Origin of the sequence: Streptomyces sp. NPDC005485 (assembly GCF_040606085.1) — a bacterium.
Lineage (GTDB): Bacteria > Actinomycetota > Actinomycetes > Streptomycetales > Streptomycetaceae > Streptomyces.
This window is the reverse complement of sequence record NZ_JBEXDZ010000083.1, coordinates 1-21,457: the sequence shown is the minus strand read 5'-3', so window position 1 is coordinate 21,457 and position 21,457 is coordinate 1. Positions and strand designations below refer to the sequence as shown.

At 70.4% G+C, this 21,457-nt stretch carries 18 protein-coding genes; 9 read left to right on the top strand and 9 right to left on the bottom strand.

Annotated features, from left to right (window positions below):
• Positions 1 to 21 precede the first annotated feature (21 nt).
• Together ABZS97_RS25735 and ABZS97_RS25730 are read left to right on the top strand one after the other, a co-directional pair.
• Positions 22 to 627: an exonuclease gene (locus tag ABZS97_RS25735; protein ID WP_356140940.1), complete on the top strand. Its 606-nt coding sequence runs from the start codon at positions 22 to 24 to the stop codon at positions 625 to 627.
• 85 nt (positions 628 to 712) lie between these two features.
• Positions 713 to 1,297, top strand: a complete 585-nt coding sequence (locus tag ABZS97_RS25730; protein ID WP_356140938.1) for an NAD(P)H-dependent oxidoreductase — start codon at positions 713 to 715, stop codon at positions 1,295 to 1,297.
• A gap of 12 nt (positions 1,298 to 1,309) precedes the next feature.
• On the opposite strand, the gene ABZS97_RS25725 is transcribed toward ABZS97_RS25730, so the two are convergent.
• From ABZS97_RS25725 to ABZS97_RS25705, 5 genes are all read right to left on the bottom strand, one after another.
• Complete coding sequence (locus ABZS97_RS25725; RefSeq protein WP_356140936.1) at positions 1,310 to 2,191, bottom strand: ABC transporter permease; 882 nt, start codon at positions 2,189 to 2,191, stop codon at positions 1,310 to 1,312.
• Positions 2,178 to 3,149, bottom strand: a complete 972-nt coding sequence (locus tag ABZS97_RS25720; RefSeq protein ID WP_356140934.1) for an ABC transporter ATP-binding protein — start codon at positions 3,147 to 3,149, stop codon at positions 2,178 to 2,180. Before ABZS97_RS25720 ends, ABZS97_RS25725 begins: the two co-directional genes overlap by 14 nt.
• 44 nt (positions 3,150 to 3,193) lie before the next feature.
• Positions 3,194 to 4,477, bottom strand: a complete 1,284-nt coding sequence (locus ABZS97_RS25715; RefSeq protein WP_356140932.1) for a DUF2092 domain-containing protein — start codon at positions 4,475 to 4,477, stop codon at positions 3,194 to 3,196.
• Between the two features lie 235 nt (positions 4,478 to 4,712).
• Positions 4,713 to 5,789 (bottom strand): CHRD domain-containing protein, encoded by a 1,077-nt coding sequence (locus ABZS97_RS25710; RefSeq protein WP_356140930.1) that lies wholly within the window; start codon positions 5,787 to 5,789, stop codon positions 4,713 to 4,715.
• A 134-nt stretch (positions 5,790 to 5,923) separates the two neighbouring features.
• On the bottom strand, positions 5,924 to 6,934 hold the full coding sequence (locus ABZS97_RS25705) for a polyprenyl synthetase family protein (RefSeq protein WP_356140928.1): 1,011 nt from the start codon (positions 6,932 to 6,934) through the stop codon (positions 5,924 to 5,926).
• A 269-nt stretch (positions 6,935 to 7,203) separates the two neighbouring features.
• Here ABZS97_RS25705 and ABZS97_RS25700 point away from each other — a divergent pair, with 269 nt between their 5' ends.
• The 4 genes from ABZS97_RS25700 to ABZS97_RS25685 all read left to right on the top strand — a co-directional run bounded on the left by ABZS97_RS25700 (position 7,204) and on the right by ABZS97_RS25685 (position 12,157).
• Positions 7,204 to 8,706, top strand: a complete 1,503-nt coding sequence (locus tag ABZS97_RS25700; protein ID WP_356140925.1) for a peptide MFS transporter — start codon at positions 7,204 to 7,206, stop codon at positions 8,704 to 8,706.
• Positions 8,707 to 8,743: 37 nt separating this feature from the next.
• Entirely contained in the window at positions 8,744 to 10,756 is a 2,013-nt protein-coding gene (locus tag ABZS97_RS25695) for a CocE/NonD family hydrolase (RefSeq protein WP_356140923.1), read from the top strand.
• A gap of 79 nt (positions 10,757 to 10,835) precedes the next feature.
• Positions 10,836 to 11,744, top strand: coding sequence for a DUF5959 family protein (locus tag ABZS97_RS25690; RefSeq protein WP_356140921.1), 909 nt, complete (start codon positions 10,836 to 10,838; stop codon positions 11,742 to 11,744).
• 77 nt (positions 11,745 to 11,821) lie between these two features.
• Complete coding sequence (locus tag ABZS97_RS25685; protein WP_356140919.1) at positions 11,822 to 12,157, top strand: hypothetical protein; 336 nt, start codon at positions 11,822 to 11,824, stop codon at positions 12,155 to 12,157.
• A gap of 43 nt (positions 12,158 to 12,200) precedes the next feature.
• On the opposite strand, the gene ABZS97_RS25680 is transcribed toward ABZS97_RS25685, so the two are convergent.
• A complete protein-coding gene (locus ABZS97_RS25680; RefSeq protein ID WP_356140917.1) occupies positions 12,201 to 13,007 on the bottom strand; it encodes an HAD family hydrolase in 807 nt (268 codons plus the stop codon).
• 274 nt (positions 13,008 to 13,281) lie between these two features.
• Here ABZS97_RS25680 and ABZS97_RS25675 point away from each other — a divergent pair, with 274 nt between their 5' ends.
• Positions 13,282 to 14,244, top strand: a complete 963-nt coding sequence (locus ABZS97_RS25675; protein ID WP_356140915.1) for a hypothetical protein — start codon at positions 13,282 to 13,284, stop codon at positions 14,242 to 14,244.
• A 108-nt stretch (positions 14,245 to 14,352) separates the two neighbouring features.
• Here the strand turns inward: ABZS97_RS25675 and ABZS97_RS25670 are convergent, their stop codons facing one another.
• Entirely contained in the window at positions 14,353 to 15,573 is a 1,221-nt protein-coding gene (locus ABZS97_RS25670; RefSeq protein WP_356140913.1) for an FAD-dependent oxidoreductase, read from the bottom strand.
• 80 nt (positions 15,574 to 15,653) lie between these two features.
• Entirely contained in the window at positions 15,654 to 16,952 is a 1,299-nt protein-coding gene (locus ABZS97_RS25665; protein WP_356140911.1) for an ATP-grasp domain-containing protein, read from the bottom strand.
• Between the two features lie 234 nt (positions 16,953 to 17,186).
• On the opposite strand from ABZS97_RS25665, the gene fahA reads away from it, so the two are divergent.
• Complete coding sequence (gene fahA, locus ABZS97_RS25660) at positions 17,187 to 18,401, top strand: fumarylacetoacetase (RefSeq protein WP_356140909.1); 1,215 nt, start codon at positions 17,187 to 17,189, stop codon at positions 18,399 to 18,401.
• Between the two features lie 126 nt (positions 18,402 to 18,527).
• On the opposite strand, the gene recQ is transcribed toward fahA, so the two are convergent.
• Entirely contained in the window at positions 18,528 to 20,558 is a 2,031-nt protein-coding gene (recQ, locus tag ABZS97_RS25655) for a DNA helicase RecQ (protein WP_356140907.1), read from the bottom strand.
• A gap of 251 nt (positions 20,559 to 20,809) precedes the next feature.
• On the opposite strand from recQ, the gene ABZS97_RS25650 reads away from it, so the two are divergent.
• Entirely contained in the window at positions 20,810 to 21,310 is a 501-nt protein-coding gene (locus tag ABZS97_RS25650) for a hypothetical protein (protein ID WP_356140905.1), read from the top strand.
• The last annotated feature ends 147 nt before the right edge of the window (positions 21,311 to 21,457 follow it).

Sequence of the window (21,457 nt, the reverse complement as noted above, 5' to 3'; positions counted from 1 at the left end):
ACTCGCAACGAGAAGAGAACAATGGCAAAAGCAGAGTTCTACGTTTCGGCCGACGTGGAGGCCGACGGTCCCGTTCCCGGGCCGTACTCCATGTCGAGTTTCGGCTTGGCGGTCGCGGGGGTCCGCGACGGTGTGACGTTCCAGGCGGTGGAGCCGGCCGAGCGGACGTTCTATGCCGAGCTGAAGCCGATCAGTGAGGCTTACGACCCGGAGGCGCTGGCGGTCGGCGGACTGGATCGCGGTCGGCTGGTCCGGGAGGGTCAGGAGCCTACCCAGGCCATGGACGCCGCGGCCGACTGGCTCGCCACCGTCTCCGGGGAGCTGGGCGCCGCTCCGGTGTTCGTGGCTTATCCGCTGGGCTACGACTGGATGTGGATGTACTGGTATTTCATGCAATTCGCCAGTAATGGATCACCCTTTGGGCATTCCCGGTGCCTGGATCTCAAGACGCTGTACGCGGCCAAAGCCGCCTCGCCGATCATCGGATCGACAAAACGCTCGATGCCGCGCCATCTGCTGTCCTCGCGGCCTCATACGCACAACGCACTGGACGACGCGATCGAGCAGGCCGAGCTGTTCCAGAACCTGATGCGCTGGGACGGGGCCGAGCTGCAGTTGGAGCCGTAGGCGGCAGGCCCCCTGGACGGCTGCATGCACATGCATATAATGTGTGCGCACGTAGTCGTCGCACGCCACGCACCCGGGGGTCCCCATGAGCCGTAGCTTCCTCTTCCTCCTCGGCAGCAGCCGCCCCGCCGGCAACACCGAGTTGCTGGCCCGCAGGGCGGCGGAGCAGCTGCCCGGTGATGTGGGGCAGCGTTGGCTGAGTCTTGCCGAGCATCCGTTGCCCGACTTCGAGGATCTGCGGCACGACGCGGATCATGTGCGGCCGACCGAGGGGAACGTCGGGCTGCTGCTCGACGCCACGCTCGCCGCGACGGACATCGTGATCGCGTCGCCGCTGTACTGGTACTCGGTGTCCGCCCACTCCAAGCGCTACCTGGACTACTGGTCGGGCTGGCTGCGCACCCCGGGCGTCGACTTCAAGGAGACCATGGCCGGGCGGACCCTCTGGGGCGTCACCGCGCTCGCGCACGAGGAGGAAGAGGTCGCCGAGCCGCTGATCGGCACGCTCAACAACTCGGCGGCGTACATGGGCATGCACTTCGGCGGGGTCCTGCTGGGCAACGGCAGCAAGCCCGGCGACGTACTGAAGGACGAGGCGGCCCTGACCCGCGCGAAGACGTTCTTCGCGCAGAAGCCGCCGCTCGCCCGGTTCCCGTACGAAGCCGCGTGACGCGCCTGCCCCCTACGTCGTGACGTCCTTCGTCGTGAACCGCGCCCACGCCGCCGAGCCGAACACCGCGACGTACAGTCCCTGCAGGCCGAGGTTGCGGACCAGGTCGTCCCAGTACACCGGGTCGCGCATGACGTCGGCGAAGGACAGCCAGTAGTGGGAGAAGAAGTACGGCTGAAGGGCGTGGAGTTGGGGGATCTGGTCGAGGATCTGGACCGTGATGAGCAGCCCGACCGTGGTGGCCATCGCCGCGATGCCGCTGTTCGTGAGTGTCGAGATGAACAGGCCCAGCGCCGCCACCCCGGTCAGTGACGCGGCCACCACGAGCGCGATGAACAGCGCCCGCCCCAGCCCTTCGCCGAAGCTGATCCGGGTTCCGGAGATGGTCGTCAGCTCGCCCAGCGGGAACAGCAGCGCGCCGACCGCGAGCGCCGAGACCGCCACGACCAGGGTGGCGACCAGGCAGAACGCCATGGTGGTGGCGTACTTGGTGAGGAGCAGGCGGGTACGGCCCGCGGGCGCCACCAGCAGATAGCGCAGCGTTCCCGCGTTCGCCTCGCCCGCGATCGCGTCGCCCGCGATGACACCGATCGCCATCGGCAGGAAGAAGGGGAGCGTCGCGGCGAGCGCCGTGAACACCAGGAACAGGCCGTTGTTGGTGATCTGCGCGATGAACGCCGGGCCCTCGCCGCCCCCGCCGCCGACCGCCGAGCCGTCGCTCGTCTCTATCTTGATGGCGACGCCGACAAGGACGGGCACGGCCGCCAGTACGGCAAGGAGCGCGAGCGTCCGCCACCGCCGGAAGGCGATGGCGAGTTCGCTGCGCAGCAGGCCGAACGTCCACAGCGGACTGACCTTCCTGGCGACCGGCGCGGTCACTTCAGCCTGCGACATCGAACCCCTCCCCCGTCAGCGCCACGAACGCGTCCTCCAACGAAGCCCGTTCGACTCCGAAGCCGCGGACCCGAACGCCCGCTGTCACCAACGCCGCGTTCAGCTCGCCGAGTTCCCGGTCCCGGTCCGGGGGCTCGCCCGTCACCCCGGTGTCGGTGACGACGAGGTCCGCCACCCCTTGCTCCTTCAACACCCGTGCCGCGTCCGCCGTGTCCGGGGTCGTCACGACGAGCCGGCTCCGCGCGCCCGCCGCGAGGTCCGCCACCGCGCCCTGGGTGATCAGCCGTCCCTGTGCCATCACCGCCGCGTGGGTGCACACTTGCTCGATCTCGTCGAGGAGGTGCGAGGAGAGGAAGACGGTCGTGCCTTCGGAAGCCAACTCCCGTATCAGGGACCGGATTTCGCGCATGCCCTGCGGGTCCAGGCCGTTGGTCGGCTCGTCCAGGACGAGGAGGCGGCGCGGCTGGAGCAGCGCGGCCGCGAGCCCGAGCCGCTGCTTCATGCCCAGCGAGTACGCCTTCGCCTTCTTTCCGGCCGCCGCCGTCAGACCGACCCGGTCGAGGGCGGCTGACACACGCGTACGCCGGGTGCGCGGGTCGGCGGTCGGGTCCGCGGCGTCGTAGCGCAGCAGGTTGTCGCGTCCGGAGAGGAAGCCGTAGAGGGCCGGTCCCTCGATGAGGGCGCCGACGTGCGGGAGCACGGTGCGGGAGGCGCGGGGCATCGGGTGCCCCAGGACCCGCGCCGTGCCCGTGGTCGGTTCGATCAGGCCCATCAGCATGCGGATGGTGGTCGTCTTGCCGGAGCCGTTGGGGCCGAGGAAGCCGAAGACGCTGCCCGCCGGGACGGTCAGGTCCAGACCGTCGACGGCGAGCTGTCCGCCGCGGTAGCGCTTGGTGAGCGCGCGCGTGGCGATCACCGTGTCCACCATGTCGGGCTCCGCGGCGGACCGTTCCTCCATGGGCTCCCTCAATCTCGACTCAACTCGTCAGGTGCGTACGGGAATCACTGTGCGGCGTCGGCCGCCTTCACCAGTGCGTCCTTGGTGACCGCGCCGACGTAGACCTTGCCGTCGTCCGTCATCAGGGCGTTGATCAGGCGGGTCTTGAAGACCGTGCCCGAGCCGAACTTGCCGGTGACCTTGTCGCCGAGCGAGTCGAGGAAGCCGCCGACGTCACCGCCGACCTCCGAGCCCGACGGGACGCCCTCGCCGCCCGTGTCGAAGGAGGCGATGGAGTTCCAGCCCTTGCCGATGACGTTCATGCCGTCGAGGCCCGTGTCGCCCTTGCCGCCCATGTCGCCCTTGCCGAGGCCCTTGCCGAAGTCGTCGGCGCCCTTCGGGAGCGACTTGCCGTCGGCCTTCCGGTCCGCCTTGGCGTCACCCTCCTCCGTGACCTTCGCACCCTTGGGCGGCGTGAAGTCGAACGTGGAGGCGGCCGGCCTGGAGAAGCTGACCTGGGTGAAGCCCGCGTCCACGACGGCCGCGCCGCCGCTCGCCGGGGTCAGCGTGAACTTCAGCGGCACACCGGTCTTCGCGTCCACCGCGATGGTGATCGCGCCGACCGTGGTGCCGGACTGCTTCGGCTTGATGACCAGCCGGTACGCGTCGCGCCCGGCGACGTGCGCCGTGCCGTCGACCGTCACGGAGGTCGTGTCGTCGACCGACTTCAGTGCCTCGTCGGCGAGTTCCTTGGGCGTGGCCGGAACGTCGTCCCCGTGGGGGGTCTTCCGGCTGTCGCCCTTCTTCGCGTCGTCGGACTTCGGCGCCGTCGCGTGGTAGACCTCGTTCGACTTGCTGTCGTAGGCCCACACCTGGTCGCCGTTGTGGATGACGCTGTACTCGGCGGCGCTGTCCAGGAGCGAGACCTTGCCCTTGTCCGGGCCGTCGGCCGCGACGCGCAGCGTGTGCGTGCCGGAGGCCAGTTCGAGCAGCTTGGACTGCGGGTCGGCAGACGAGCCGCCGTCGCCCCTGGCCGCGCCGGAGGCGAAACCGCCCACCAGGCCGCCGAAGTCGGGCAGCCCCAGATCGGTGCTGATCTTCACGGTGCCGGACAGCTGCTGTACGTCCGACTTGGCGATCTTCTCGACGAGTTGCTGTGCGCTGATCTTCGCCAGGTCGGGGTCGCCGGAGTCGGCGAGGGCCGGGACGAGCCCGATGGTCGCCGCCGCCACCCCCACCACCGCGACGGGGACGACGTAACGCGCCGCCTTCCGCCGGCCTGCGCGCACGTCCTCGGCCTCGGCCTCCGCCTCGCCAGTCAACGCGTGATCGGATTCGTACGGTGCCATGTGTGCCTTACCTCCGTCGTCGGCGGCGGCTTACCGTCCCTGCACTCGTCCACCCCTGAGCCGCCATTCTCACCCGAATCGGTGAGGAGTGGTGCTTTCCATCTGACCAAATCGGCCGAGGGGAAGCGTCAGACCCCGGGATCAACTCCATGTACTGCTGCGGTATGACACAAGGAGGCGGCGCCTCCCCCAACCCGTAGGGGTCGAGGGAGGCGCCGCCTTCGAAGGGGGCCGGTTACTTCTGCACGAACACGTAGTCCGCCTGGTATGGCACGCCCACGATCGTGCCCGGTGCGCAGGACCCGGCCGGGGCGACGCCGCCCACGGTGTTGAGGCGCAGGATCTCCTGCGTGTGGGCCAGCAGCCCGTGGTGCCTGCCGGACTGCGTGGCCTTGAGGTCCAGCTCGGCGATGTTCTTGTCGCCGTTCGGGGTCTTGGAGATCAGCGCGCCGGTGACCGCGCTGCCGTCCGGCGCGACCCACTGCGGCGTACCGGAGTTGGGCGCGGTGAACGAGTGCGCGATGCCGCCGCCGAGCCGTGCGCTGACGTCTCGTTGGGCGAACGCGAACCCGCCGCCCTCGACGGCCTTGCACTCGTAGATCTGCTCGCCCTTGACCACCGACGCCTGGAAGTTGTTCCTGGCGTGCCGGAAGTCGAAGGTGCCGGTGACCTTGTGGAGCTGGCCGCGGACGGCGCCGCCCGGGAACTCGGCGGTGTGCAGATTGGCGTAGAAGGCGCCGGGGTCGTTCTTCAACTGGTCGAGCAGGGCGGCGTCCTCGACCTTCACGGTGCCGGTGACGCTGTGGTGCTTGCTGCCGCCGAGCAGCTTGCTGAAGTCGATCTTCACGCCACCGTTGGTGCCCTTGGCGCCCTGGTGGATGTGGAGCATGGTGGGCCTGCCGGTGCCGCGCCAGGTCACGGCGACGGACACCTTGTTGCCCTTGACCTTGATGAACTCCAGCGCCGCGCCGTCCTTGTCGCCGACGGCGGGGCCGCCCTGTACGGGCACCTCGCTCGCGCCGTTGAGGCTGGTGGCGAGGATGGTTCCGCTGCCGCCGAGGAGGACCCCGCTGCGTACGGCGACGGTCCGGTCGCCATGCCCGGAGTGCCTCGCGCCGTTGCTGCCGCTGTCAGCCACCGCCGGGCTGACGGCGGCGGCTAATCCGGCCGCGGCGACGACCGCTGCGGCGGCCAGGATCGGGCTCTTGCGACGCGTGGAGCCTGTGGGGCTCGTGGAGCTTGCACTGCTTGCACTGCTTGCACTGCTCGTACTGCTCGTACTGCTCGTACTGAACGTGGCGTCGGATCCCATGATTCTGTTGTCTCCCCGTACTCGGCCGACACCCCCTGCGCCGGCTTCTGTGCAGGAGTACGGAATGAATCCGACCCTGGACTCAATCCAATCATGTGACCCGGGTCACGCCGTCGACGGTGGCTCCGCGCGGGCTATCCCGCCCGGTGCACCACCGCGTCGCACAGCTCCACCAGCGACGCCTTCGCATCGCACTCGACCAGCGGCGCCAGCGCGGCCCGCGCCTCCTCGGCGTACCGCACGGCGTCCAGCCGGGCCTGGTCCAGCGCGGGGTGGACCCGGAGCCGGGAGAGCGCCTCGGCGTGCCGGGCGTCGTCCGTCAGGTCGGAGTCCAGCAGCTCGCACAGCGCGATGTCCTCGGCCAGCCCGAGCCGCTCCACGCGCTCCCGCAGCCGCAGCACCGGCATCGTGGGGATGCCCTCGCGCAGGTCGGTCCCCGGCGTCTTGCCCGATTCATGCGAGTCGGAGGCGATGTCCAGCACGTCGTCCGCGAGCTGGAAGGCGACGCCGAGCCGCTCGCCGTACTGCGTGAGCACGTCCACGACCGTCTCGTCGGCGCCCGACATCATCGCGCCGAACCGGCAGGCCACGGCCACCAGCGAACCGGTCTTGCCGCCGAGCACGTCGAGGTAGTGGTCGACCGGGTCGCGCCCGTCGCGCGGCCCCGCGGTCTCCAGGATCTGCCCGGTGACCAGCCGCTCGAACGCCTCGGCCTGGATGCGTACGGCCTCGGGGCCGAGGTCGGCCAGGGTGTGCGAAGCGCGCGCGAACAGGAAGTCACCGGTGAGGACGGCCACCGAGTTGCCCCAGCGGGTGTTGGCGCTGGGCACCCCGCGCCGCGCGTCCGCCTCGTCCATCACGTCGTCGTGGTACAGCGTGGCGAGATGGGTCAGCTCCACGACCACGGCCGAGGGCACGACACCCGGCGCATAGGGGTCACCGAACTGCGCGGCGAGCATCACGAGCAGCGGCCGGAACCGTTTCCCGCCGGCCCGCAGGAGGTGCTGCGCAGCTTCCGTGATGAAGGGGACCTCGCTCTTGGTGACTTCGAGCAGGCCCTCCTCGACAGCCACCAATCCGGCCTGGACATCGGCTTCGAGAGCCTGGTCCCGCACGCTCAGCCCGAACGGCCCGACGACGGTCACGAGAGGTTCTCCTGTCTGCTGACGATCACATGGCGAACTCGGTCGATCATTCGGTCTCGGTCGATCATTCGGTCGATGACACGGTTTGTCGATGTGTCGCTGCCATCACTCAAGTCAGCGTATCCGGTCACGTTTCGATCACCACGAGCGCCCGCCCTTCCAGGCCGGGCGGTATCCGATCACGGACGGTATGTTCCCCATCAGGTGATACGACATGACATTTATGGACTTACCTGAAAGCAGGCCCGATCAGCCGAAAGCAGGCCCGCGTGTCCCGAAGCACCGTCGAAACCGAGCCCGAGAGCCGTCCGCCGGCAGGTGACGACCATGCCTTCTTCGGCCAGCCCCGGGGCCTGCTCACGCTCTCCGGTCTGGAGGTCTGGGAGCGGTTCTCGTTCCTCGGGATGCAGGCGATCCTGGTCCTCTTCTTCGCGGACACCGTCGCCCACGGCGGCATGGGCATGGCGGCGGGCACGGCCGCGTCGGTGTCGGCGGCGTACGGCACGCTCGTCTACCTGGTGTCCGTCGCCGGTGGCTGGCTCGCCGACCGGATGCTCGGCTCGTACCGCGCGGTCCTGTGGGGCGGCGTCCTGATCGCCTGCGGCCACTACTCCATGGCCGTGCCGACGGCCGCCATGACCTGGACGGGCCTCGGTCTGATCAGCGCGGGGACCGGCCTGCTCAAGCCCAACGTCGCCACGATGGTCGGCAAGCTCTACCGCACGGACGACGACCGCCGTGACGCCGGTTTCGCGCTCTACTACATGGCGATCAACATCGGCGCCTTCGCGGGCCCGCTGATCACCGGCTGGCTCGGCGACCACAAGGGCTGGCACTGGGGCTTCTCGGCGGCCGCGATCGGCATGACGTTCGGACTGGTCCAGTACGTCACGGGCCGCCGTCACCTGGCCGGGCGCACCCACGCGGCGCAGTTCGCGCTCGACCCCGACGCGATGCGCCGCGCCGTGCGCCGCATCGTCCTCGGGCTGCTCGCGGCGGCCGTACTCGCGGTGCTCCTGGCGGCCGGGGGCCTGCTGACCATGGGCCGTTTCGTCGACCTGCTCACCCTGATCTCGGTGATCGCCCCGGTGGTCTACTTCGCGGTCATGTTCCGCAGCGACCGGGTGACGCCCGAGGAACGCGGCCGGCTGCGGCCGTACGTGGTCCTCTTCCTCGCCTCGACGGTCTTCAACTTCATCCTCTTCCAGGCGTACTCGACGATGATGCTGCTCGCAGCGTCGAACGCCGAGACGACGATCCTCGGCTTCGACTTCCCGGCGAGCTGGTACGCGTCCGCGCTGGGCGCCTTCGAGGTGGGGCTCGCGCCCTTCGTGGCCGCGCTCTGGGTCCGGATGGGCCACCGCCAGCCGCACGCCTCCAACAAGATCGCGATCGGCGTGATCCTCGGCGGCCTCTCCTTCCTCCTGATGGTCCTGCCGACCAGCGGCCACCCGAGCGACGACTATCTGATGTCGGCCTGGTGGATCGTCGGCTCCTACCTGCTGCTCGGCCTCGGCGACATCCTGCTGGAGACCTCGGGCATGTCCGCCACCACCAAGCTCGCCCCCGTCGCCTTCTCCAGCCAGACCATGTCCCTCTGGTTCCTGTCCCTGGCCCTCGCCAACGGCATCCAGGCCCAGACCGTGAAGCTCTACGACCACGTCTCCAAGCCGGCCTACTTCGGCGTCAACGGCGCGATCGCCGTGGCCGCGGGCCTGGCCGTGATCGCCCTCGCCCCTTGGCTGCGCCGCACGATGCACCCCGTCCACTGAGGCAACCGAGTCCACTCAGGCATCCGAGGTTTCCGCGATGAAGATCCGCACGGCCTTCCCGTACGAGACGGCGCACGAGGACGTCCGCATCCCGCTCGCGGACGGCACGCGCCTGTACGCCCGCGTCTGGCGCCCTCTGACCACCGAGCCCGTCCCGGCGCTGCTCGAATACCTGCCGTACCGCCTCACGGACTGGACCGCTCCGCGCGACTGGCAGCGCCATCCCTGGTACGCCGGTCACGGCTACGCCTCCGTTCGCGTGGACGTCCGCGGGCACGGCAACTCGGAGGGGCTGCCCACCGACGAGTACTCCGCGACCGAGCTCGCCGACGGGATGGAGGTGATCCACTGGCTGGCGGCCCAGCCCTGGTGCGACGGCCGGGTCGGCATGTTCGGCATCTCCTGGGGCGGCTTCAACTCCCTCCAGCTCGCGGCCCTCGCGCCCGAGCCGCTCAAGGCGGTCGTCACGGTCTGCTCCACGGACGACCGCTATGACAACGACGTCCACTACATGGGAGGTTCCGTCCTCGCCGTCGACATGCACGCCTGGGCGGCCACCATGCTCGCCTTCGTCGCCCGCCCGCCGGACCCCGCCTACGCCGGCGAGGTGATGTGGCGTGAGCTGTGGCTGAAACGGCTGGAGGCGGTGGACCCATACCTCCACACCTGGCTCGAACACCAGACCAGGGACGCGTACTGGCGCCACGGCAGTGTCTGCGAGGACTACGGCGCCGTCCGCGCCGCCGTCCTGGCGGTGGGCGGCTGGCACGACCCGTACCGCGACACCGTGCTGCGCCTGGTCGAGAACCTCCCGCCGGACCGCGTGCGCGGCCTGATCGGCCCCTGGTCGCACCAGTACCCGGACCGCGGCCTGCCGCCGGGCCCCGCGATCGGCTTCCTCCAGGAGACGCTGCGGTGGTGGGACCACTGGCTGCGCGGCACCGACACGGGGGTGATGGCGGAGCCGTTGCTGCGCTCGTACGTCAGCGACTCGCACCCTCCGGCGACGGTGTACGACGTGCTGCCCGGCCGCTGGGTGGGCGACGACACCTGGCCCTCCGCGCGGGTGACCCCGGTCTCGTACGCACTGCGCGGCGCCCCTGTGCGGGTGCGGTCCCCGCAGCACACCGGCCTGGACGCGGGCCGTTTCTTCCCCTTCGGCAACGATGCGGACCTGCCGCCGGACCAGCGGGAGGAGGACGCCCGCTCGGCGTGCTTCGAGTTCGAGGTGCCGGAGGAGACCTGGGTGCTGGGGCGGCCGCGGGTACGGCTGCGGCTGACGTCCTACGCTCCCCGGGGCCGGGGCCAGGTGGTGGCGCGGGTGTGCGACGTGTCGCCGGACGGCGCGTCGACCCTCGTCACCCGCGGCGTCCTCAACTTCTCCGCCCGGCACGGCCGCGACCGGGCGATCCCGTGGACGCCGGGCACCACGGAGGAGGTGACCTTCGAACTGAACGGCATCGGACACGCGTTCCCGCCGGGCCATCGCATCCGGCTCGCCGTCTCCTCCGCGTACTGGCCCTGGATCTGGCCGCAGCCGGGATCGGAGGAGGGGTTCACTCTGGATCCGGCGGGCAGCGCGCTCGAACTCCCCGTACGGGCAAGGGAGTCGACCTCCGAGGAGTCGCGCATCACCTTCGACGAGGCGGAGCAGTCCGAGCCGCTCGGTGTCGCCTTCCCGGCCACCCTGGACGAGCCCCGCCCCGAACGCCTGGTCGTGCGCGACGTGGCCAAGGGCGAATGGCGCCTGGAGGTGGACCCCCGCTACGGCGGCACCCGCGTCTACCCCGACGGCCTGGAGTTCACCGAGGACGCCGCGGAGACGTACACGATCAACGAGTCCGACCCGCTGTCGGCCCGCACCCACTCGTCATGGTCGATCCGCCTGCACCGCCCCGAACTGGGCTGGGACACACGGGTGGAGACCCGCTCCGACATCACCTGCGACGCCGAGAACTTCCTCACCTCCAACGAGGTGATCTGCAAGGACGGGGACGAGGTGGTCTTCCACCGGACATGGGAGAGGAGAATTCCGCGCACGGCGGGGTGAGGCGCTCCAGGGTGTCGCGCGAGGTGAGGCGGCCCGGAATGAGCGCGCGGGGTGAGCCTGCCGGGAGGTAGCTTCTGGCATGCACACGTACGCATACGTGGGCCCGGCGGAGATCGCGGCGAGCGTCCGGCACGGGACCGGAACCCTCGTCCGCAGCCCGGCGGACCTCGAACGTTTCCTGTCGGGCCGCCCCGACGACGAACGCCCCGAGCCGTTCACCTTCGTCGTCGACCGCTCCGGAACCCTGCGGCTCGCGCCGCGCCGTTCCGAGCACGTGGCCTGCGCGGACGGCGAGGCGGTGCGTGCCGCCGGAGAGATGGGCTTCGCCCATCTGAGGCAGGGCTGGACGGCGGACTACCTGAGCAACCAGTCCACCGGCTACTGCCCCGACCCGGTCGAGTCCTGGCCGGCCGTCGTCGCGGCCCTCCACCGTGCGGGTATCGCCCACGGGCCGGGCTTCACCCACCCTCTCGTCCACCGCCGCTGCCCGGCCTGCGGCGAGTGGAACTCCGTACGGGACGCGCACTTCGTCTGCGTCCTCTGCGACGCCGACCTGCCCGTCGCGACCCGCGTCGGCCCGATGGATCTCGCACTGCTCGCCGACGAGGAGGGCAACGCCGTCAGGATCACGGTCCTCGGGCGGCACCCGATGATGCAGGACGGCGTCGGTCTCGCGGCCGAGATCGCCGTGGAGACCCCGTTCGTGAGCGGGCGCATCCCACTCGCCTTGTGGCGACGGCGACTTGAGGACTGGGGACGCGCCCTGGACCGGCTGGAAGGCGGCGAGGACATCGCGTGGATGGCGGTGGACAGAGGGCCGTCGGTGTTCATCCGGCTGACGGGCGAGCGGGACTGTCCGGAGGTCGTCGTGGAGGACGAGACGGTCTCCATGGTCACCGTGCATGTCCCCGTCGACCTGCCGGAGCACTGGATCGCCCACCACCGGAAACGACTTCACGACGTACTGACGGCGTGGAACCCTGAGTAGCCGGCCCGCCCACGCGGAGGCGACCGAGGCGGGCTGGGCAGAGCAGAGCAGAGCAGAGCAGAGGGGAACGGGAGGACATGGCGGCGCGGACCGGGGAGTTCCTGATGGATCTCGACGCGGGCATGCTCGCGTACTTCCGCGAGATGGCCCACGAGATGGTCACCCGCTTCGGCATCCCGCGCGCCGAGGCCGTGGCGAGGATCAACAGGGCTTACACGCAACGGCACATCACGCCGTATCCCGACCCGATGTGCCGCGAACTCCCCGAATACTGGGGCTACGGCCTCTACTTCAGGCCCAACGGGGGCCGCCTCCCCGACGACGACCCCGACAGGGACCTCTCCGTCTGGGAGGTCCGCCCGCCTCCGCCCCGTGACTCGGCCCACTGGACCGTACGGCCCGCCGGGGACTGACCCACGGCACATCACCGCCGGGGACTGCCGGACGGATCACAGGTCAGGGGAACAGTCGCTCCAGCACTACGGCGATCCCGTCGTCCTCGTTCGACAGCGTCACCTCGTCGGCCACGGCCTTGAGTTCGGGGTGGGCGTTGGCCATCGCGATGCCGCGGGCGGCCCAGTCGAACATCGGGATGTCATTGGGCATGTCGCCGAAGGCGATCGTGGCGGCGGGCGCCAGACCCAGGTGCGCGGCGGCCAGCGCGAGTCCCGTCGCCTTGGTCACGCCACATGGCTGAAGTTCGACGGTGCCGGGCCCCGACATGGTGACCGTCGCCAGCGAACCGACCACCATGCGCGCCGCGGACGCCAACTCGTCGTCGGACAGCGTCGGATGGCGCAGCAGCACCTTGCTGATGGGTTCGGTCCAGAGGTCGTCGCGCCGGTCGACGCGGACCGCGGGAAGCGTGGGGTGCGGCATCAGATACCCCGGCTCGATGAGCGTCAGCCCGTCCACACCGTCCTGGTCCACCGCCGCGTAGAGAAGACCGACCTCCGCCTCGATCTTGCCGAGCGCCGTCTCCGCCAACTCCCTGTCCAGGGTGACCGACCAGAGCAGGCGGTCCGCTCCCGCGTCGTAGAGCTGCGCCCCCTGCCCGCACACCGCGAGGCCCGTGGTGCCGAGGTCCTCCAGCAGCGGTCGCACTCTCGGCGCCGGTCGTCCCGTCACCACCAGGTGCTGTGCGCCCGCCCCGGCCACCCGCGCCAACGCGGTCAGCGACCGGTCGGAGAGGGTGTCGTCGCCGCGGAGCAGCGTTCCGTCCAGGTCAGTGGCGATGAGTGAATATGCAGTCGGAGCGGCCATGATCCGAAGAATACGGATCGAACGACACATCGGCCCGGCGTGAACCGGACGACGTCCGGTATCTCGTGCGCCACGCGGCTTGCCGTACCCGGTCCGGTTCCGCGCGACCGGGCCGCTGCCGTACGGCTTCACCAGGAGGCAGGATGATGACGCGGCACCGACTCGAACGCCTGTGGCACATCGGGGAGTTGCCCCGGAGAGACGGCCCTGCCGGGGCCGCCCCACAAAGACAGCACCATCGGAACAACTCGATCGAGAAGGTACGGGGGGAGACATGAGCCTCTTCGAAGCGCATCTGCGCGAGGCCGCCGTGGGAATCCTGAAGCGCTTCCCCGAAGAGCTGAGGCAGGAGACATACGTCCTCTCCTTCCGCATCTGGCGGACCGATGACGACTGCCGCCGTCCGTACGTGGCCATCGGCTACAACACCGAGAGCCAGTACGAGCGCGAGAGTTACCCGGAAGACCCGGGCGAGGCCCGCTGGAACTACGCCTACTGGCTTTTGGAAGGCTTCGAGACGCTCGGCAATGTGCCCGAGGACCCGGAGGGCAGCCGTCTCTACGTCGAGGAGGTGAGGCAACTCGGGCTCTGGTACGAGGGATACGACGACGAGTTCGAGCTGCCCGACGACCTCCCCGAGGCCGAGCAGAAGGAGATCGACGGCAAGGACGACCTCCTCGGCCTGCACTTCTCCGGCGCCTGCATCGCCCTCGCCCGGCATCTGCACGCCGAGGGCCACATCGAGCGGATCTTCGGCCGCCCCCTCCCCGTCGTGGTCTTCGACATGTACGCCCCCGGCTGGGAGATCGCGGCCACCGAGGCGGCCAACCCACCCGAGGTGATCACCGACTTCCTGGCCTGGCAGCACGCGGCGGTCTACGAGAACGCCCCGCGGACCGGGGAGTTCCTGCTGCGCCTCGACGAGGAGTGGCTCGACTACTTCCGCGAGATCGCCGACGTCCTCGTGGAGCGCTTCGGAATCTCCCGGGCGGAGGCCGTCGCACGGATCAACGAGGCGTACGCCGCCGAGGAGCTCCAGCCCATGGGACAGGACCTGCTGGGCCACGAACTCCCCGAGTTCTGGGCACACCGCCTCTACTTCAGACCCGACGCCCGCGGCCTTTTCCCCTCCGGCGACCCGACCGCGGACGGCGACCTCGCCCGGTGGGACGTCCGCCCCGCCCCACGCAGGGACTCGGCCGCCTGGACACTCACCGACGAGACGCCGCGCTCCTGAGCCGTCGACGGGCGTTGGTGGTGGCCGTGGGTACCGTCGGCACCGACCGCACCGACCGCACCCACGGCGATCGTTGGTGGCTGTCGGTGCCGGCAGCCGTCGCCCGCCTCAGCCGTGCGCTGCCGCCAGATGCTTCGCCAGCCGCGGCGAGGCGAACTCCGTACCGCACACGAACCGCATCACCGGGCCGTACGAAGCCGCCGCCGGCAATCCCGTGAAGTACAGCCCCGGTACGGACGACCGGTAGCCCGCGCCGAGCCTCGGCGTGCCCCTGCTCACCGTCAGCTCGGTGCGCAGTTCGTGTCCGAGGAAGTCCATCGCCGCGATGTCCACGCGGTAGCCCGTCGCGGCTATGACGTGGTCGGCGGCGAGCTCCTCCACCCGGCCGCCGAGGGTCCGCAGGGTGAGCACCGGCTGGGCGCCCTGGGCTTCGGCGCGAACGATCCGCGCGACCTCGCGGACGGCGACCTTGCCCTCGAAGCGGTCACGCAGCCACCACGCGCCGAGCGGGCCCAGCACGCGGCGGACCAGGTAGTGCCGGGCCTGCGCGGGCAGATGACGGTACGGCTGCGGGTAGTAGCTCAGCGCCCACAGCGACCAGGCGCGGCCGAACGGCGACTCCGGGCGCAGCTTGGGCTGCTCCCACGGGGGCGCACCGAAGGCGACCCGGCCCCGGCCCCGGGAGACCACCCTCACCTGCGCGCCCGCCTCCGCGGCCAGGACGGCCGTCTCCAGCGCGGACTGCCCCGCGCCGACGACCACGAGTTCCCTGCCCGAGAACCGGCTCAGGTCATGGTGCTGCGAGCTGTGGGACACCGGACCGGTCGGAGTGGGTCCGTCGGCCGCCGCGCCCCCGAGCTCGGCGGGCAGATGGGCGAGCCCGGACAGCCCGGTGGCCACCACGACCGCCCGCGCCGTGAACAACTCCCCCGAGTCCAGCTTGATTTCGAAGCCTGCGCCGCCTTGGCCCCGCTGGCCGCCCTTGCGGTCCACGGAGACGACCCGCACCCGCTCCAGTTCGGGCACGAGCTTCTGCTGGAACCACTGCCCGTACGCGATGAACGTCTCGACGGGAATGATGTCCTCGTCCGTGACGAGCCGCGGTATCCCCGCAGCATCGCAGTAGTCGACGAGGTTGTGGCCGCGTTGCGGCGCGTCGATGTTGGATGCGACCGGAGTCGATTTCAGCAGCATCCCCTCGGGCATGTGGTCACGCCAACTGACCATCGGCTCGCCGAAGACGCGCACCGGAATGCCGCGCGCCCGCAGATGGGCCGCGGTGGACAGGCCGAACGGGCCGGCACCGATGACTGCTACCGGATGAATCACGAAGTCCCCTCCCCAGGACACCACTTCGCCACTCGTGGTCGTGCGTCACTTCTCGCCCCTGCTGCTCGCGCCTGCCGGCGCTACCGGGCGTCCTTGCTGGTCGTCGCACTGGTCGTGGTGCTGCCGCGGCGGTTGGTCCGCCACAGCTGATACAGGTGCTTCGCGCCCGGCCGCACGAAGCGCGCCAGCATGGTGAAGAACGGCCGCAGGTCGTCACCCGCGAGCCACGCCAGCTCCGTACCACTCGCGCGAGCGGGCGCGTGCGGTGTCGTGTAACCGCTGCGCCGGTAGGCGAGCAGGGCAGGCAGGTCGATGTTCTCCACCACGTAACGGTGACCGGCCCGTTGTTCCCCCTCGGGAACGGCACGCCCGGTCAGGTCGAGGTGCATGGCACGGACGACGTCGATCCCCGACTCGTTCTCGAAGAGCCGGAACTGCGCGCCCATCCGCGGATTGAAGTCAAGGAGCTTGTACTGCCCGTCGCGCCGGTCGAAGCGCAGGTCGAGGTCGATGATTCCGCTGAAGCCGATCTGCTTGATAAAACGCGCGGCGAGATCCGCGAGTTCCGGATTATCGACTACATATGCATTCGCCGTCATTCCCGCGTGCGGCGGCCAGGAGCGCACCTTCACGCCGGTGAACATCGCGAGCGGCGTCGAGTCCGCGTCGAAGTACGCGTGCACGATCCAGTCCTCGGCGTCCTCCCTCGGCAGGTACTCCTGGAGGATCACGCCCGGGTGCTCGCCCCAGTCGCGGGCGAGCGTGAGCAGCCCCTCGCGCGTCGCGATCCTCGTCGTCCCGTTCACCGCGGGCTGTTGCCGGCGGACGAAGGCCTCGCGGTTCTTGGCGACGAGCGGGAACGCGGCCGTCTCGGCGAAGCGCACGATGTCGTCGTACGACTGCGGAAAGGCCGCCGCCGGGCTGGGTATGCCGTGCTCCACGCACAGTTCGTGCAGACCCTGCTTGCTGGCGAGGCGGCGCGGCAGTTTCGCGTCCACCTTCGGGAACAGGAACCGGTCGCCGAGCACGCCCTGATGCTCGGCGATCAGGACGGCCGCCTCCTCGTCCGTCGGGACGAGCACCGCCGGGCGTCCGATGCGGCGCCCGATCCTCAACAGGCCCTCCACGAGCCGCTCCGGCGCCTCCGTCCCACTCGTCGGCCAGACAAAGGCGCGCCGCAGATAGCGTGAGACCGCGGCCGGCGTGTAACGGTCCTCGGTGATGGCATACATCGGTATGCCCAGACGGCCCAGGCTCCGGATGGCGCCCACCCCGCCGTGATGCAGTGGATAGTCGCCGAACTTCACGATCAGACCCGGCACGTCCCGGTCTGCGTCGACCGGAACGCCACCGGCGCTCCTGGCCACGGGTCCCCCCACGTGTCCCCCCTACGGACCGGACCCACCCCGTCCGTGTCCCCCAAAGGACGCTAAGCCGGAATTGACGCCTCCGACAAGACCTAATCGGACATTGCGAACTCTTTAGGGGCGCCCGGCACCACCAGCGGTCCCCCAGGGGGCCCTGCCGCAACACCGTCACTCCCACGTAACGTGTGGCGCGACCACACGGAACGCATGGAACACATGGCGAGCACGAAAGCGAGGCAGCACCCGATGCCCCCCTTCGATGTCCCCGAGGGCGATCCCTTCGGTCCGCACAACCTTCCGTACGGCGTCTTCTCCCGGACCGGCTCCTCGGAGCGCACCGTCGGTGTCCGGCTCGGCGACCACGTCCTCGACGCGGGCGCGGCCGCCGCCGCGCTCGGCTCCCCGTATGTCTCGCTGCTCGCGCGGCCCTCGCTGAACCCACTGCTCGCCGCGGGCCGCACGGCCTGGTCCGACGTCCGCCGCGCCCTCACGGCCTGGGTGACGGTCCCCTCCCACCGGGAGGCCATCGCACCCCTGCTGCACCCCCTGTCCGAGGTGACCCTGCACCTCCCCTTCGAGGTCGCGGACTACGTCGACTTCTATGCCTCGGAGAACCACGCCCGCAACGTCGGCCGGATCTTCCGCCCGGACGCCCCCGACTCCCTCACCCCCAACTGGAAGCACCTGCCCATCGGTTACCACGGCCGGTCCGGCACCGTTGTGGTGTCGGGAACCGAGGTGGTGCGTCCGTCGGGCCAGCGCAAGGCCCCCACGGAATCGGCCCCTTCCTTCGGCCCGTCCGTCCGGCTGGACATCGAGGCAGAGGTCGGCTTCGTCGTCGGCACCCCCACCGCCATGGGCACGTCCGTCCCGCTCCCCGCCTTCCGGGACCACGTCTTCGGCCTCTGCCTCCTCAACGACTGGTCGGCCCGCGACATCCAGGCCTGGGAGTACGTCCCCCTCGGCCCCTTCCTCGGCAAGTCCTTCGCCACCTCCGTCTCGGCGTGGATCACCCCGCTGGACGCCCTGAAGGACGCCCAGGTCGCGCCCCCGCAGCGCACCCACCCCCTGCTCCCCTACCTGGACGACGCCTCGGAGGAGCCCGCCGGCTACGACCTGCGCATCTCCGTGGCCATCAACGGCCATGTCGTTTCCGAGCCGCCGTTCTCCACCATGTACTGGACGGCCGCCCAGCAGCTGACCCACATGACGGTCAACGGCGCATCCCTGCGCACCGGCGACCTCTACGGCTCGGGCACCGTCAGCGGCCCCGCCGAGAACGAACGCGGCTCCCTGCTCGAACTCACCTGGAACGGCGAGACCCCTCTCGAACTCCCCGCCGGCAAGCGCACGTTCCTGGAGGACGGCGACGAGGTGACCCTGACGGCCTGGGCCCCCGGCCCGAACGGCACCCGAACCGGCCTGGGCGAGGTGACGGGCAGGATCACGCCGGCGTCCTGACCCGGTGGACACCGGCGAGACCCCCGCCGGGCCGGCATCCGCCCACCGGCGGGAGGGTCGCGCCGGTACATCCCCGCCGGCCCCTGATGTCCGGCCCCCGAGGTCCGGTCCCCTACATCCAGTCCGCTATATCCAGTCCTCGGGCTCCGGCTCCATGTCCATCTCGGGCCAGTCCGGGTCCGGGCTCGTGCCCGGACCCGTGCCCGGGTGCGGGCCCGGTTCCGGCGCTCCGCCCGGCGCCGGGTCGTGCGCGGGGCTCGGCGTCGCGGGAGTTCCGCCCAGGGAGCCCAGAACCTCCAGCACGCCCTCCCCGTACGTGGCGAGCTTCTTCTCGCCCACTCCGCTGATACCGCCCAACTCCGTCACCGACTTCGGCCACACCGTGGCGATCTCCCGCAGCGTGGCGTCGTGGAAGATGACGTATGCCGGGACGCCCTGTTCCTTGGCCTGTTCGGCGCGCCAGGAGCGCAGGGCCTCGAAGGCGGGGACCAGTTCCTGAGGCAGCTCGGCCACGGCCGCCTTGGACTTGCGCTCGCCCCGGGAGGACGACGAGCGGGCGGTGGGCGGTTTGGGCGGCTCCTTGCGCAGGGGTACCTCGCGCTCGCGCCGCAGCACCGTCCCACTGGCCTCGGTCAGCACCAGCGTCCCGTACTCGCCCTCGACCGCGAGCAGCCCCTGAGCCAGCAGTTGCCGCACGACACCCCGCCAGTCGGACTCGGCCAGTTCCTCACCGATACCGAACACCGACAGCTGATCGTGGTCGAACTGGATCACCTTGGCGGTGCGGCGCCCCAGCAGGATGTCGACGATCTGGATCGCGCCGAACTTCTGGCCCCGCTCACGCTGCAGTCGCACCACCGTGGACAGCAGCTTCTGCGCCGCCACCGTGCCGTCCCAGGTCTCGGGCGGCGTGAGGCACGTGTCGCAGTTGCCGCACGCCGGAGTGCGCGGGTCCTGGCCGAAGTAGGCCAGAAGCTGGCCCCGGCGGCATTCGGCCGTCTCGCACAGCGCCAGCATCGAGTCCAGGTGAGCGGCCGCCCGGCGGCGGAACGCCTCGTCGCCCTCTCCGCCCTGGATCAGCTTCCGCTGCTGGACCACGTCCTGCAGTCCATAGGCCATCCATGCCGTCGACGGCAGTCCGTCGCGGCCCGCACGGCCCGTCTCCTGGTAGTAGCCCTCGACCGACTTCGGCAGGTCGAGATGGGCGACGAACCGGACGTCCGGCTTGTCGATGCCCATCCCGAAGGCGATGGTCGCGCAGACCACCAGCCCCTCCTCGCGCAGGAAGCGCGACTGGTGTCTGGCGCGCGTGCCCGCGTCCAGACCCGCGTGATAGGGCACCGCCTCGATGCCGTTGCGGGAGAGGAACTCGGCGGTCTTCTCCACCGAATTACGCGAGAGGCAGTACACGATGCCCGCGTCGCCCTCGTGCTCCTCGCGCAGGAAGGACAGAAGCTGCTTCTTCGGGTCGGCCTTCGGGACTATCCGGTACTGGATGTTCGGGCGGTCGAAACTCGCCTCGAAGTGGCGGGCCGTCGGCATACCCAGACGCTGGGTGATCTCCTGATGCGTCGCGCGGGTGGCCGTGGCCGTCAGCGCGATCCGCGGGACGTCCGGCCAGCGCTCGCCGAGCAGGGAGAGCGCCAGGTAGTCGGGGCGGAAGTCGTGGCCCCACTGGGACACACAGTGCGCCTCGTCGATGGCGAAAAGGGAGATCTTGGCACGCGACAACAGGTCGAGCGTCGTGTCCAGGCGCAGCCGCTCCGGAGCGAGGTAGAGCAGGTCGAGCTCTCCCGCCAGGAACTCCGCCTCCACCGTGCGCCGCTCGTCGAAGTCCTGCGTGGAGTTCACGAACCCGGCACGCACGCCCAACGCCCGCAGCGCGTCCACCTGGTCCTGCATGAGCGCGATGAGGGGTGAGACCACGATTCCCGTACCGGGTCTGACCAGGGACGGGATCTGGTAGCACAGCGACTTGCCGCCGCCGGTCGGCATGAGGACGACGGCGTCGCCGCCCGCGACCACGTGCTCGATGATCGCTTCCTGCTCGCCGCGGAAGGCGTCGTACCCGAAGACCCGGTGGAGCGTGGCCAGTGCCTCGCTGTCGCCCAGAGTCTCCGTCGCGCCCGCGTCGGTCATCACACCCGTCCCACCCATCGCCAGTCCCCCGTCCGTCGTGCTTCTCCCACGACAGCCACCATAGGCCTCCGCGCTGACAGCGTCGGAGTTATCCACAGGCTGCCCGATCGGGCGGCCGCGGCCGGTTCGGCCCGCTGTCAGCCCGTCGGGCCACCCGGATGGCGACCGTCGGGCATTGCGGCAATGCTGCTCGTGCGGGACGGGGGAGGCCCGCCGCCGGACGGGCGCCCTCCCGGGTGCCTTCCCCTCATCCCAAGGAGTCCCCCCGCATGCCCGCACGTCCCCTGAAGGCCGTCTGCGCCCTCGCGGCGGCAGCGTCGCTGGCCCTGACCGCCGCTCCCGCCCAGGCGGCGACCGACCCCGACCCCCGGGTCTGGACCGATCTGTCCACGACGTATCAGGCGACCTCCGCGTACGGGTACGAGCCGTTCGCCGTCGCCGCCGGGTACGTCCGCACCAACGACTGCGTCGCCAACCCGCCGGTGGGCGGCATGGGCTACCACTACGTCAAGCCGAAGTACATCGGTTCGCTCGACCCCGCCAAGCCGGCGGCCGTCCTGTACGAGGACCGGGGCGACGGCAAGCGCCGGCTCGTCGCTGTCGAGTGGATGGTCCCGGACACGGGCCAGGCCACGCCGAAGCTTTTCGGCGAGAAGTTCCAGAAGAACGAGTTGCCCGGCCACTTCACGCTCCACGCCTGGATCTACAAGTCCAACCCCCGCGGCCTGTTCTACTCGTGGAATCCCAGGGTGACCTGCCCGGCTGCCTGACCCACGAGCTGCCCCACGGGCGCACGCGTCGGGCCCCGGCTCCCTGAGGAGACCGGGGGCCCGCCCCCCCCGGGGGGGGGGGTTGGGGGGGGGGTGTGGGGGGGTTGGGGGGGGGGGGGTGGGGGGCCGGGAGAGCAGCGACCGGTC

Coding starts and splice junctions, on each gene's coding strand:
- ABZS97_RS25735 (WP_356140940.1), top strand. CDS start 22: ATGGCAAAAGCAGAGTTCTACGTTTCGGCCGACGTGGAGGCCGACGGT.
- ABZS97_RS25730 (WP_356140938.1), top strand. CDS start 713: ATGAGCCGTAGCTTCCTCTTCCTCCTCGGCAGCAGCCGCCCCGCCGGC.
- ABZS97_RS25725 (WP_356140936.1), bottom strand. CDS start 2,191: ATGTCGCAGGCTGAAGTGACCGCGCCGGTCGCCAGGAAGGTCAGTCCG.
- ABZS97_RS25720 (WP_356140934.1), bottom strand. CDS start 3,149: ATGGAGGAACGGTCCGCCGCGGAGCCCGACATGGTGGACACGGTGATC.
- ABZS97_RS25715 (WP_356140932.1), bottom strand. CDS start 4,477: ATGGCACCGTACGAATCCGATCACGCGTTGACTGGCGAGGCGGAGGCC.
- ABZS97_RS25710 (WP_356140930.1), bottom strand. CDS start 5,789: ATGGGATCCGACGCCACGTTCAGTACGAGCAGTACGAGCAGTACGAGC.
- ABZS97_RS25695 (WP_356140923.1), top strand. CDS start 8,744: ATGAAGATCCGCACGGCCTTCCCGTACGAGACGGCGCACGAGGACGTC.
- ABZS97_RS25690 (WP_356140921.1), top strand. CDS start 10,836: ATGCACACGTACGCATACGTGGGCCCGGCGGAGATCGCGGCGAGCGTC.
- ABZS97_RS25685 (WP_356140919.1), top strand. CDS start 11,822: ATGGCGGCGCGGACCGGGGAGTTCCTGATGGATCTCGACGCGGGCATG.
- ABZS97_RS25680 (WP_356140917.1), bottom strand. CDS start 13,007: ATGGCCGCTCCGACTGCATATTCACTCATCGCCACTGACCTGGACGGA.
- ABZS97_RS25675 (WP_356140915.1), top strand. CDS start 13,282: ATGAGCCTCTTCGAAGCGCATCTGCGCGAGGCCGCCGTGGGAATCCTG.
- fahA (WP_356140909.1), top strand. CDS start 17,187: ATGCCCCCCTTCGATGTCCCCGAGGGCGATCCCTTCGGTCCGCACAAC.
- recQ (WP_356140907.1), bottom strand. CDS start 20,558: ATGGGTGGGACGGGTGTGATGACCGACGCGGGCGCGACGGAGACTCTG.
- ABZS97_RS25650 (WP_356140905.1), top strand. CDS start 20,810: ATGCCCGCACGTCCCCTGAAGGCCGTCTGCGCCCTCGCGGCGGCAGCG.